This is a genomic window from Paenibacillus sp. sgz302190 (assembly GCF_059820445.1).
In genome coordinates, this window is record NZ_JBZYAO010000005.1 from 83,401 (window position 1) to 98,120 (window position 14,720).

Below are 14,720 nucleotides of genomic sequence, written 5' to 3' on the forward strand. Positions count from 1 at the left end.
ATGAGTCGTGAATTAACTAGCAAAAAGCGTGTCAGTCCCAAATCGCGTCAAACATTTGCATTAACACAACCGCAGCAGCGCATCTGGTACATGGATATTATGAATCCCGGCACAAGCATCTCGACGGTGACGGTGACGGTCCGCATTCGAGGCCGCTTCGACGCCGATGCGTTGACTCGCGCCATTCATGAAGTGATCCGGCAAAACGATGCATTCCGCATCCGGATTACTACCGTTAACGACAATCCGCAGCAGTATATGGAGCCGTTTTCGCCCAAGGAGATTCCCTGGGTCGATTTCTCCGGCGAGGACGATAGCGCTCAGTCTGCCTTAGCGTGGGTATCCCGGCACATTCGGCAGCCGATGGAAATGATGGAAGCGGATTTGTACGAGTTCGTCATTTTGAAAATCAGCGATGATGAGCACTGGTATAACATCAAAACGCACCATATCGCAACAGACGGCGTCTCGACGAATGCGGCGGTCAATTGGATCACGCAGTTTTATTTGGAATATTTAAAAGGGGTAGAGCCTAGCGGTGACAAGCGTCCGGCGTATATAGACTTTTTACAAACGGAACAGGACTACGAAGCATCGGAGCGTTATCAAAAAGATAAAGATTACTGGTTCGAAAAATTTCGGACTTTGCCGGAGGCGCTCGGATTAAAGCTGTACAATCCCGTTGCTATGAGCACGGAAGCGGTCAGAGCGACAGTGCAAATGTCCGATGACATGTTTCAAAATGTCAAAGACTTTTGCGCAAACAACAATGTGAGCTTGTTTACGTTTTTCCTTGGCGCGTTTTATATCTACATGCACAAAGCAACCAATCTGCAGGATATTGCGATCGGAACCGCATACGCCAACCGGACAACGAAGAAAGAAAAAGAAACGCTGGGTATGTACGTCAGTACGGTCGCCACACGCGCATATGTCGAGCCGGCAGCCAAGCTGATGGCTTTCCTGCAAACCTTAAGCAAGGAACAGGCGGCGATTCTTCGCCATCAGCGCTATCCGTACAACAAGCTGATTCAGGACTTGCGGGAAATTCACAACTATCAAGATATTCAGCGTCTTTTTGGCGTCAGCGTTCAATACCGGACACTCAGCTGGTTGGAGAACGAAGAGATCAGCTATCAAGTGGACACCCCGTTCGCCGGGCATACCGGCAATGACTTCGATGTCCATATCGTGGAAATGCTCGACGATCAGCAGTTTCTTTTGCATATCGACTATAGAACGCAGTTGTTTGACGAGGAAGAAATCGCACAAATTTTCAAACAGTATTTGACGATTGTCGAACAAATCACGCAGCAGCCGGAGAGCGCAATCGAGCAGTTGTCCCTGATCGGCAAAGAGGAAGCGGACACGGTACTTACTGTGTTCAACCGGGCCGACGTGCCGTACGCCAAAGACAAAACGATTCACCAATGGTTCGAAGAACAAGCGGAACGCACGCCGGATCATGCGGCCGTCGTCTTCGAGAACGAGCGTTTGACTTACCGGGAATTGAACGCACGGGCCAACAGGCTGGCCAGGACGCTGCGGGCCGAAGGCGTCGGACCGGACCGGTTGGTCGGACTTATGACGGACCGGTCCCTGGAAATGATCGTCGGTATTTTGGGGATTTTGAAAGCGGGAGGCGCCTATATCCCGATCGATCCCGAATATCCGGAAGAACGGATCCGCTACATGCTGGAAGATTCGGGAGCCGGGCTGCTGCTTATCAAGGAGCATTTGCGGAATCAGGCGGCTTTCGGCGGGAAGATTCTTTCCCTGGACGACGCCGGCGTGTACCATCATGACGGTTCGAATTTGCAGCACATTGTACAATCGGACCATTTAGCCTATGTCATCTATACATCCGGAACGACCGGTAGGCCGAAAGGGGTTATGGTCGAGCATCACGGGCTCGGCAATTTGAGAACTTTTTTCGAACAGGACCTGCGTATCGATGCGAGCGACCGGATTATCCAATTCGCCAGCTTTTCATTCGATGCTGCGAGCTGGGAAACTTATATGGCTTTATTTTTCGGCGCTACGTTATACCTGCCTTCGTCTTCGGTCATCTTTAACTACCGCTTGTTTGAAAATTATATGACCGAGCATGGAATTACCGTTGCGACATTGCCGCCGACCTATGCGGTTTATTTGGAGCCTGAGCGTTTGCCAAGCTTGAAGAAGCTCATTACGGCCGGTTCGGCTCCTTCCGCAGAACTTGTTCAAGCATGGAAAGATCATGTAGAGTATTTCAACGCCTACGGTCCGACGGAAGATTCGATTTGTTCAACCGTTTGGGCTTATCAGGAGGAGCTGAGCAGCCAGAAGTTCGTTTCGATCGGCCGGCCGATATGCAATCACCAGGTTTACATCGTCGATGCGAACCATCATCTGCTGCCTGTCGGCGTGGCGGGCGAGCTGTGCATCGGTGGCGAAGGGCTCGCCAGAGGGTATCTCCACCGTCCGGAGCTGACCGAAGAGAAGTTTGTGCGGAACCCGTTTGTGCAAGGCGGGCGCATGTACAAAACCGGAGATTTGGCCAGATGGCTGCCTGACGGCAATATCGAATATTTGGGACGGATCGACCATCAGGTCAAAATTCGCGGATACCGCATCGAACTGAGCGAGATCGAAGCGCAATTGATGAAAGGAAGCTCCATGCAGGAGGCTGTTGTTGTCGCTTCAGACGACGAACACGGCCAGAAGCAGCTGGCGGCTTATTTTGTCGCGGGCACTCAGGTGCCGTCCGGCGAATTGCGCGCGCTGCTGGCGCAGGAACTTCCCGCTTACATGATTCCGTCTTACTTCGTGCAGTTGGAACAAATGCCGCTTACGCCAAACGGAAAAATCGACCGCAAAGCGCTGCCGTCGCCGCAGGAAAGCGCGCAAACCGGTACCGAGTACGCTGCGCCCCGCACGCCGATCGAGGAAATGCTCGTTTCGATGTGGCAAAAGGTACTGGGTGCGGCATCGGTGGGCATTTACGATAACTTCTTTGAGCTTGGCGGCGACTCGATCAAGTCGATACAAGTGTCTTCCCGCTTGTTCCAGGAAGGATACAAGCTGGAGACAAGAGATTTCTTCCAGCATCCGACGATTGCGGAACTGAGCCCGAGGGTGCAATCCGTGCACCGGACGTCCGACCAGAGCGAAGTCACAGGCGCAGTCAGGCTGAGTCCGATCCAGCGGTGGTTCTTTGAGCATCAAACGAGCGATACGCATCATTTTAATCAAGCGCTGATGCTGCTGCGCAAGCAAGGTTTTGATGCAGCCGTCCTGCGTAAAACGGTGCAAAAGATCGCCGAGCACCACGACGCGCTGCGCCTCGTTTTCCGCCAAGGGGCTGGCGGCGAATACGAAGCGCGGAACCGCAGCTTGAACGAAGGCGTGCTGTTCAGCCTGGACGAGTACGATTTTCGCGACGCAGCGGACTGCGGTTCGCAGATTGAAGCCTTAGCAAACGAGCTGCAAGGCAGCTTCGATTTGAGCGAAGGTCCGTTAATGAAACTGGGCTTGTTCCACTGCGCAGACGGAGACCATCTGCTGGTCGTTATTCACCATACGGCGGTTGACGGCGTATCGTGGCGCATCTTGATGGAAGATCTGGCCAACGGCTATGAACAGGCGGCCAAAGGAGAGGAGCTGCGGCTTCCGCTTAAGTCGGATTCGTTCCAATTGTGGAGCAAGCGCCTGGCCGAGTATGCGCACGGTCCGGACATGGAATCCGAACTGGCCTACTGGAACGGCAAGCTTCAAACGGGCATGCCGTCGATTCCGAAGGACAGGGACGAGGAACACAACGCTGTCAGCGACAGCGCTACCGTGACCGTGGAATGGACGGAGCAGGAAACGGAGCAGCTGCTGAAGCACGTCCATCGCGCCTACCGCACGGATGTGAACGATTTGCTGCTGACGGCTCTCGCCTCGGCGGTACAAGCCTGGTCGGGCTTGGAGCGAATCGCCGTCAATCTGGAAGGGCACGGCAGAGAGGATCTTTTTGCGGATCTCGACGTATCGCGGACCGTTGGCTGGTTTACGAGCCAATATCCGGTCGTGATTGACATGGATCCGGGCCAGGATGTGACGAAGCGGATCAAGAACGTCAAGGAAGAGCTGCGCCGCATTCCCCGCAAAGGCATCGGCTACGGCATGCTGCGTTACTTGAGGGGGAATGGCGAACTTTCGCTTTCGGCAGACCAGCGTCAGCCGGAGATCGGATTCAACTACCTGGGCCAGTTTGATCAGGATTTAGCCGGCAGCGGCCTGGAATTTTCGCCTTATTCGCCTTATTCCGTAGGAGCTTCCGTCGGCGGGCAAGCCAGACGGCATGCTGCGCTCGATTGGAACGGCATTATTTCCAAAAGCGTGCTGACTTTTACCGTCAGCTATAGCGTAAAGCAGTATGAGCGCGCAACGGTCGAGCGTTTGGCCGGACTGTTCCGCGAAAGTCTTCGTGTTATCATCGCCCATTGCCTGTCGCAAGAGCGCACGGAGCTGACGCCAAGCGATATCACGCTGCAAGGCTTGACGATCGAAGAGCTGGAACGGTTTACCGAAGCGAGCCGTCCTGCCGGAGAAGTGGAAGATCTTTATCCGCTTTCCCCGATGCAGAAAGGGATGCTGTTCCATTCGCTGATGAACCCGCAATCGGGATCTTATTTCGAACAAGCTTCTTTCGATTTGCACGGCGCTTTCCATACGGAAATATTCGAGCAAAGCCTGGATTCGTTGATCGGGCGGCATTCGATTCTGCGGACGAATTTTAACAACAGTTGGAAAGATCAGCCTGTACAGGTCGTATTTAAACATAAAAAGGTGCAATTCCGCGTCGAAGATTTGCGCGAGCATGAGGAAGAACAGCGCCAGGCGCTCAAAGCGGCAGCTATCGAGCAGGACAAGCATCAAGGCTTCGATCTGACGAAAGATACGCTCATGCGCGTCACCGTGCTCAGAACAGGCGACGAAAATTACTATGTGCTCTGGAGCTTCCATCACATTATTATGGACGGCTGGTGCTTGCCTTTAATGGTGAAGGAAGTGTTCGATACGTACTTCGCCATATTGGAGCGCAGGCAGCCTGTACTTCCGGAGGTCGCGCCTTACAGCACCTACATTTCGTGGCTGCAAACGCAGGATAGCTCCGAAGCGGCCGACTACTGGCGCGCCTACCTGGAAGGATATGAGCAGCAGGCTGTGCTGCCCAAGTCCGATTTGGTCCATCGCGAAGAAGGTTATGCTGCCGTTAAACGCACATACACGATAGGCCGTGAGCTTACCGGACGAATGAACCGGACGGCGAGAGGGCAGCAGGTGACGATCAATACTTTGCTGCAAACCGTTTGGGGCGTTATGCTGCAAAAATACAGCAACAGCCGGGATGTCGTCTTCGGCAGCGTCGTGTCGGGCAGATCGGCGGATATCGCCGGCATCGAAACGATGATCGGGTTGTTTATCAATACGGTGCCGGTGCGCATACGCTGCGAAGCGGAGACATTATTCGCCGACCTGCTGAAATGGAACAATGAACAAACGCTGGATGCGCGCGAATTCGAAACGTTCCCGCTTTATGAGATTCAAGCTTTAACGGAGCTCAGGCAGGACCTCATCAACCATATCATGGTGTTCGAGAATTATCCGGTCGAGCTGAATATGGAACAGTCCGGCAGCAGCGGTGAAGCCGGCTTTACGATTGCCAACGCCACAATGAGCGAGCAAACGAATTACGATTTCAATCTTTGCGTTACCCCGGGTGAAGATATCCGAATTGACTATGAATTCAATGCATTGGCTTTTGATGAAGCGAGCATTGCGCGCATTCATGGGCATTTGCTTTACATGCTGGAGCAAATTGTCGACAATCCGGCACTCCCTGTGTGCGAGCTGAAGCTTGTGAACGCGCAGGAGATGGCGGTGGTCGTAGACGCGTTCAGCGGTAAGGGCGTCGAGGGAGATGAGCTGCTGCTTGAAAAACCGTTCTGCGCCTACGTCGAAGAGCAGGCGCAAAAAGCTCCCGGGCAGATCGCTGTCATCTATGCCGACAAGCAGCTGACTTACCGCGAATTGAACGAGCGGGCGAACCGTCTGGCCGGCAAATTGCGCGATCTGGGCGTCGGGCGCGAGACCGTGGTAGGGATTCTTGCAGACCGCTGTGCGGAGTTGGTCGTTGCCTGTCTGGCTGTCTGGAAAGCGGGCGGGGCTTACGTTCCGCTGGATCCGGATTATCCTGCCGATCGCATTCAATTTATGCTGGAAGACAGCGCTGCGGCTGTGCTTTTGACGCAAACGCATTTGCTGCATGTGGCGCAGTCCGGGCAGTCCGGCGAGCAGCAGGCTTCGCGCGCGATTCTTTGCCTCGACGATGAAGCGAGTTATACCGGCGACCCGGCTGACCGGCCTTCCGTCAATGAGCCGCACGATTTGGCTTATGTGATCTACACTTCGGGTACGACGGGGCGTCCGAAAGGAGTGATGATCGAGCACCGCAGCTTCGTGAATACGGCGGTTGCCTACCGCAGGGACTACCGGTTAACCGAGTTCCCGGTCCGTCTTTTGCAGCTCGCCAGCTTCTCCTTTGACGTATTTACCGGCGATATCGCCCGGACGCTTTTGAACGGCGGGACGATGGTTATCTGTCCGAAGGAGGACAGAATCGATCCGGAACGTTTATACGGGTATTTGCGCGATCACCAGATTACGGTTTTCGAATCGACGCCTGCACTGATCGTGCCGTTTATGGAATATATGGCAAATAACAATCTGGATATTTCTTCCATGAAGTTGCTGATTACAAGCTCGGACAGCTGCAGCGTGCTGGATTACCGGAAGCTTCAGGAGCGTTTCGGCGGGCACATGCGCATTATTAACAGCTATGGTGTAACCGAAGCGGCCATCGATTCCAGCTTCTACGACGAGCCATTGGCGAAGCTGCCTGCATCCGGCAGCGTGCCGATCGGCAAGGCGCTGCTGAATGCCCGCTTTTACATTCTCGACGCGCATCTGAATCCGGTGCCGGTCGGCGTGGACGGCGAGCTGTGCATCGGCGGTCCTGGCGTCGCCCGCGGTTATTTGAACCGTCCGGAGCTTTCGGCCGACAAGTTTGTCGCCAATCCGTACAAGCCTGGAGAAAAGCTGTACCGCACGGGGGATTTGGCGCGTTGGATGGCGGACGGCAACGTGGACTTCATCGGCCGGATCGACCATCAGGTGAAAATTCGCGGATACCGCATTGAGCTCGGCGAAATTGAGTCGGCGATGCTCCGCTGTCCCGGCGTCCGTCAAGCCGTAGTGACCGATCTGACGGATGAACGCGGAAACAAATATTTGTGCGGCTACGCCGTGCCTGAGCAAGATGGCGATCTCGCTTCGCTGCAAGCGCATCTCCAGCAGGTGCTTCCGCCTCATATGGTGCCGGCGCGCCTGATGCTGCTGGAGCAAATTCCTTTGACGCCGAACGGCAAAGTGAACCGCAAGGCGCTGCCGGTTCCGGAGGAGCCGGTTCATGCCGGCGGCAGCTACGAGGCTCCGCGTACGGCCGTGGAACAGACGCTTGCCGCGATTTGGCAAGACGTGCTGGGCGTGCGGGCTGTAGGCATCCGCGACAATTTCTTTGAGCTTGGCGGCGACTCCATCAAAGCGCTGCAAGTTTCTTCCAGGCTGCTGCAAGCCGGCTACAAGCTGGAGATGAAGGATTTGTTCCAATATCCGGCGGTGGCGGAGCTGAGCCCGCGCATTCGTCCGGCCGGCCGCATCGCCGATCAAGGCGAAGTAACCGGAAGCGTAGCCGCTACGCCGATTTTGCGGGCGTTTTTCGAACAGCAGCATGGCGATGCGTACCATTACAATCAGGCCATGATGTTTTACCGCCGGGAAGGCTTTGACGAAAAGGCTTTGCGCCGGGCAATGGCAAGCATTACCCGACATCACGACGCCCTGCGGATGGTAGTGCGGGTAAATGAACAAGGCCATGAGCTTTGGAACCGCAGCGTTCGCGAAGGGGAATTGTTCACTTTAGATACGTTTGATCTGAAGCATGAAACGGGAGCGGATACCTCCGCAAAAGTAGAAGCTTTGGCTAACCGAATTCAATCCGGCATTCAGCTGGAAGCGGGACCTCTTGTCAAGCTGGGGCTTTTCCGCTGTACGGACGGGGATCATTTGCTGATGGTCATCCATCACGCGGTTGTCGACGGCGTTTCGTGGCGGATTATTATCGAAGATCTCGCAGCGGGCTACGATCAAGCCGTTAACGGAGAGGCGATCCGCCTGCCGCAAAAGACGGATTCCTTCCAACTTTGGTCGGCAAAATTGCTCGACTATGCCAACAGCGCAGCCATCGAGAGCGAGCGGGCATACTGGGAAGGGGTCAGCCAAACCGAGGCTGCTCCGCTGCCTAAAGACAAGGAATGTCCCGTTACGCTGCTCAAGGACAGCGAACTGCTGATTGTCGAGTGGAGCGAGCTGGAGACGGAGCAGCTCTTGAAGCCTGTTCATCGCGCGTACAACACGGATATGAACGATCTGCTGCTTACGGCGCTCGGTATGGCTGTTAAGGATTGGAGCGGAATCGGTCGCCTTCTGGTAAATCTGGAAGGACACGGCAGAGAATCGATTATACCTGACATCGATATCGCCCGCACGGTCGGATGGTTTACAAGCATGTTCCCGGTTGTCATCGATGTCGCAGGCACCGGGCAGCTTTCGGAATCGATCAAGCAAGTCAAGGAAGGGCTGCGTCAAATTCCGCATAAGGGAATCGGCTACGGCATTTTGAAATATTTGAGCGGCCAAGGTTCCACGCGCGAAGCCGGACTGTCCGCGAAACCGGAAATCAGCTTCAACTACATGGGGCAGTTCGATCAGGATTTCGCGCACAGCGGCCTGATGAAGTCGCCGTTCGCCGAGGGCGATCACGTCAGCGGCAATGCGTTTTTGGAGCATAACCTGGATATTAACGGCATTGTGACGGGCGGCGTCCTGCAAATCATCATTCGTTACAGCAAAGGACAATACGAAGCCGGGACGATGGAACGTTTTGCGCAATCGTTAAAAGCGAGCGTCCGGCAGCTGATCGAACACTGCTTGTCCAAAACGTCGGCAGAGCTGACCCCTAGCGACGTGTCGTTCAAAGGTCTGACGATCCAAGAGCTGGACAAGCTGCAAAAGCAAACGTCCCGCCTCGGCGAGGTCGAAAATGTATATGCGCTGACGCCAATGCAAAAAGGCATGCTGTTCCACAGCTTGATGGACCCGCAGCTTGGCGCGTATTTCGAACAGGCAACCTTTGATTTGTCCGGAAGTTTTGATGCCGAAGCATTCCGGCAAAGCCTGGATATGCTGGTGCAAAGGCATGAAGCGCTGCGCACGAACGTTTATAGAGATTTCGCCGAAGAGCCGGTGCAGGTCGTTTTCCGCAGCCGTAAAGGAGCCCTTCATGTGGAGGACCTGCGCGGGCTGGAGGAAGCGGAGCTTCCCGCTTATTTGGAGGCGTTTGCCAAGAAAGACCGCGAGCTGGGCTTTAATTTGGAGCAGGACACGCTGATGCGGGTAGCGATATTGCGCACGGGCGAAGAGCGCTACAAATTCGTCTGGAGCTTCCATCATATGCTGATGGACGGCTGGTGCATGTCCTTGATGACGAAGGAAGTGTTTGACAGCTACTTTGCCATTTGCGGCGGCGCGAAGCTGCAGCTTCCGCCTGCGGTTTCTTACAGCCGGTATATCGAGTGGCTTGCCGAACAAGACCGCGACCAGGCGGCCGCGTATTGGAGCGAATATTTGCGGGAGTGCGAAAGCCGCACGGCGCTGCCTGCCTCACTGCCTGTATCGGCTTCAGCGGAAGGCTACGAAGCGGCGAGACTCGATTTCAGTCTCGGACGCGAATTGACGGGCCGGATCGAACGGCTGGCGAGAGGGCAGCAGGTAACGGTCAATACGCTGATTCAAACCGTCTGGGGTATTATTTTGCAGCGCTACAATCATCACCGGGATGTCGTGTTCGGCAGCGTCGTTGCCGGAAGACCTGCGGAGATTCCGGGCGTGGAAAGCATGATCGGCTTGTTCATCAATACGATTCCGGTGCGGATTCGCTCGGAGGCGGGCGAAGAGCTGCCGGCGCTGCTCAGACGCGTTCAGGAGCAGGCGATTGCGTCCAACCGGTATGAAACGACGCCTTTGTATGAGATCCAGCATTTGTCCGAGCTGAAACAGGAGCTGATCGGCCATATCGTCGCGTTCGAAAACTATCCTGTCGAGCAGGAAGTCGAACAAGTCGGAAAAGATAGCGCACACCGCTTCTTCATCGCGAACGTGCAGTCGACCGAGCAAACGAATTATGACTTCAATCTGATCGTTATGCCTGGCGAAGACATTCTTATGCGGATATCCTATAACGCTTTGCGCTTTGACGAGGCGGATATTCAGCGGATTCGCGGCCATATCGCGCAGGCGATGGAGCAGATCGTTATCAATCCGAATGTCCGGGTGGATGAGCTGGAAGTCGTCACTCCGCAGGAGAAAGCGCAACTCGTGGGCGGGTTTAACCCTGCGCCATCGGCATATCCGCGCGAACGGACGCTTCATTCGTTGTTCGAGGAGCAGGCGCTCAGGCATCCGGACCGTACAGCCGTCGTTTTCGGCGCGGAACAGCTTACTTACGCCGAGCTGAACGCAAGAGCGAACCGCCTGGCCAGAACGCTGCGGGCGTCGGGCGTGCAGACGGAAGACTTCGTCGGTTTAATGACCGAACGGTCTTTGGAGATGATTGTCGGCATCCTCGCCATTCTGAAGGCCGGAGCGGCATACGTCCCGATCGATCCCGAATACCCGGAAGAGCGGATCCGCTTCTTGCTGGAGGATTCCGGCGCCAAAGTGCTGCTGCTGCAATCCCGCTTGCTGGAACAAGCGGCGTTTGAAGGCAAGCTCGTTCTGCTCGACGACGCATCGTCCTATGAGGAGGACGGCACGAATCTGAATGCGGCCGATGACGCCGGCAGTCTGGCCTATGTCATCTACACGTCGGGTACGACGGGCAAGCCAAAAGGAAACTTGACCACGCACCGCAACATTGTTCGCGTCGTCAAGCAGACCAACTATATCGAAATCTCCGAAGAGGATATCGTGCTGCAGCTGTCCAGCTACGCGTTTGACGGTTCGACCTTTGACATCTTCGGCGCGTTGCTTAACGGCGCGAAGCTTGTGCTCGTTTCCAAAGAACATTTCCTGGAAATGGAAAAGCTTTCGGATTTGATCGAACACGAGCAAATATCGGTCATGTTCATCACGACGGCGCTGTTTAACGTCTTGGTAGACGTGAATATTCAAGCGCTGCGGACGGTTCGCAAGGTGCTGTTCGGCGGCGAACGGGCATCCGTCAATCACGTGCGCAAAGCGCTGGACTTCCTCGGCGCAGGCAAATTGCTCCACGTGTACGGACCGACCGAAACGACCGTATTCGCAACGTTTTATCCGGTAGACCATGTTCACGAGCATGCATTGAGCCTGCCGATCGGCAAACCGATCAGCCACACTTCCGCTTATATCGTCAGCCCGGGCGGCACACTGTGCCCTGTCGGGGCAGCGGGCGAGCTGCTCATTGCCGGCGACGGCGTGGCCAGAGGGTATTTGAACCGGCCTGACGTGACGGCCGACAAGTTCATAGACAACCCGTTCGTTCCCGGCGAGCGGATGTACCGGACGGGCGACCTTGCAAAATGGCTGCCTGACGGCAGTATCGATTTTGTGGGACGGATTGACGCTCAGGTGAAAATTCGCGGCTACAGGATCGAACTCGGCGAAATAGAAGCGCGGCTGTTAAATATAGCGGCAGTTCAAGACGCCATTGTTCTCGCGAGGGAAGATGCAAGCGGACAAAAATACATCTGCGCTTACTTCGTGGCCAATAGCGAGCTGGGTGCCGGCGAGCTGCGCAATGAAATGGCCAAAGATTTGCCGGCTTACATGGTACCGGCGCATTTCGTGCGGATGGACGAATTCCCGCTCACCGTTAACGGCAAAGTAGACCGCAAAGCGCTGCCGGCCCCCGAAGAAGGGCTGGAAGGCGGAGCGGACTACGCGGGACCGCGTACGGCTGAGGAGCAAACGCTGGCCGCTGTATGGCAATCCGTTCTCGGACTCAAACAGATTGGCATTCATGATAATTTCTTCCATCTCGGCGGGGATTCGATCAAATCGATCCAAGTATCCTCGCGCTTGCTGCAGGCCGGCTACAAGCTGCAAATCAAAGACCTGTTCCAGCATCCGACCATTGCGGAGCTCGGCCACCTGGTTGCCCGCGCCGGAAGCGACGTCTTCCAGGGGGATGCGGCAGGCCATGTCGAGCTGACGCCGATCCTGCGCTGGTTCTTCGAGCAAGACCAGGCGGAGCCGCACCATTTCAACCAGGCCGTCATGCTTTACCGGGAAGCGGGCTTTGAAGAAACGGCGCTGCGCCGGTCGATCGCGAAGATCGTGGAGCACCACGATGCGCTGAGGCTCGTTTTCCGCAGCGCGGATCAAGGCATCGAGGCTTGGAACCGCAGCTCGGCGGACGGCGAGCTGTACACGCTGGACGTATTCGACTGCAGAACGGTCGCAGATTGCGCTTCCTTTATAGAAGCTCGGGCGAGCGAGATCCAGAGGGGCATGAACCTTGCTTCGGGGCCGCTCGTGAGGCTCGGACTGTTCCAATGCGCGGACGGCGATCATCTGCTCATAGCCGTTCACCATCTGGCCGTGGACGGCGTGTCCTGGCGGATCTTGTTCGAGGATTTGGCCGCAGGCTACGAGCAAGCCGAGCAAGGGCAGGAGATACGCCTGCCGGCCAAGACGGAATCGTTCCAAACATGGGCGAAGCGGTTGAACGAATATGCGGGCAGTCAGGCTATAGAAGAAGAGTTCGCCTATTGGCGGCAAACAGGCGCCGCTGCGCCGCACGATACGCTGCCGAAAGACACGGCTAACCCCGGCGCTCTCGAGGTTCTCGACACCGGACTCCTGGCCGTTCAGTGGACGGAAGAGGAAACGAGACAACTGCTGCAACAAGCGAATCGCGCCTACAAGACGGAAATCAACGATTTGCTGCTGACCGCGCTCGGCATGGCGATTCGCGAATGGACGGGAATGGAACGCATCTATGTGAATCTGGAGGGCCATGGCCGCGAAGATGTGACCGGCGTCACCGATATTTCGCGGACGGTCGGATGGTTTACGAGCCAATTCCCGATCGTGCTGGATATGGGCGAAGGCAGAAGCGAAGCGCAGCATATCAAAACGGTCAAAGAGAGCCTGCGCCGCATTCCGAACAAAGGCATCGGCTACGGCATCATCCGCTATTTGTCCGCTTCCGAAGACAAGCCGGCCCTCCTGCAGGAACCGGAAATCAGCTTCAACTATCTGGGCCAGTTCGATCAGGATTTGCAGCACAGCGGCATGAAATTTTCGCCGTATTCCATCGGTTCCGTCGTCAGCGAGCGGACCAAAGTACAGCATCAGCTCGACGTCAGCGGCATGATCAGCGGCGGCGTTCTGGAGCTTGAGATCAGATATAACGGCCTTGCCTATCACAGGCAAACCATGGAGCGGTTCGCAGGTCTGCTGCAGGAAAGCTTGCGCCAAGTATTGACGCATTGCGTATCAAAGGAATATCCGAGCCTGACGCCGAGCGATGTGCTGCTCAAAGGCATCGGACAGCACCAACTGGAGCAGATTGAAGACCAGACGCGGGCGATCGGCGAGATCGAAACCGTGTACGCGCTCACGCCGCTGCAAAAAGGGATGCTGTTCCACAGCATGATGGAGCCGCTGTCCGGCGCCTATTTTGAGCAGGCGACCTTTGTTCTGGAAGGCGTCTTCCAAGTGGAAGCGTTCAGGAAAAGTCTGGATCTGCTCGTGCAAAGACACGCGATTTTGCGCTCCAATTTCTACGCAGGTCTTGGAGAGCAGCCGTTCCAGGTTGTATTCCGCGATCGGGCGGCCGGCTTCGCGTATGAGGATTTGCGCGCCATGGAGCGGTCCGAGCGGTTCGCTTATGCGGAAGCTTTTGCCGCCAGGGATAAGGAACGCGGCTTCGATTTGGGCGGAGAAGCGCTGATGCGCGTTGCGATTTTGCAAATCGACGATCGGGCGTACCGGTTCATATGGAGCTTCCATCATATTTTGATGGACGGCTGGTGCTTGTCGCTGATGACAGGGGAAGTATTCGGCAGCTATTTTAAATTTGCCGCTCAAAAGCAGCCTTCGCTGCCTCCGGTAACGCCATTCAGCACTTATGTGCAGTGGCTGGAGAGCCGGAACGCCGAAGAGGCTTCCCACTATTGGTCCGCCTATTTGTCCGGCTACGAGCAGCAAACGCTGCTGCCGAAATCGAATGTGTCTGGCGAGGAACGGCCTTACGCCGCCGAGAAACTGGTTTGCATGCTCGGCGCGGAGCTGACCGACAGCCTGAACGAGACGGCGAAACAGCAGCAGGTCACCATCAATACGCTGATGCAGACGGCTTGGGCGATTGCACTGCAAAATTACAACAACAGCAATGACGTTGTGTTCGGCAGCGTCGTATCGGGACGCCCGGCCGAGATTCAAGGCGTAGAGAACATGATCGGCCTGTTCATCAATACGATTCCGGTCCGCATGCAGAGCGAGCCCGGCGAAACGGCCGCAGGCGTCATGCAGCGCATGCAGAAGCAGGCGCTGGAATCAAGCGCGTTCGATACGCATCCGTTGTT

At 55.8% G+C, this 14,720-nt stretch carries 1 protein-coding gene (running past one end of the window); it reads left to right on the forward strand.

What is annotated here, in order from left to right; translation table 11 throughout:
• Nucleotides 1–14,720 carry the 5' portion of a non-ribosomal peptide synthase/polyketide synthase gene (locus tag AC6RNO_RS08500; RefSeq protein WP_497105187.1) on the forward strand. 12,646 nt of this gene lie beyond the right edge of the window, so the window shows 14,720 of its 27,366 coding nt (coding positions 1–14,720); it begins with the start codon at nucleotides 1–3; its stop codon lies beyond the right edge, outside the window.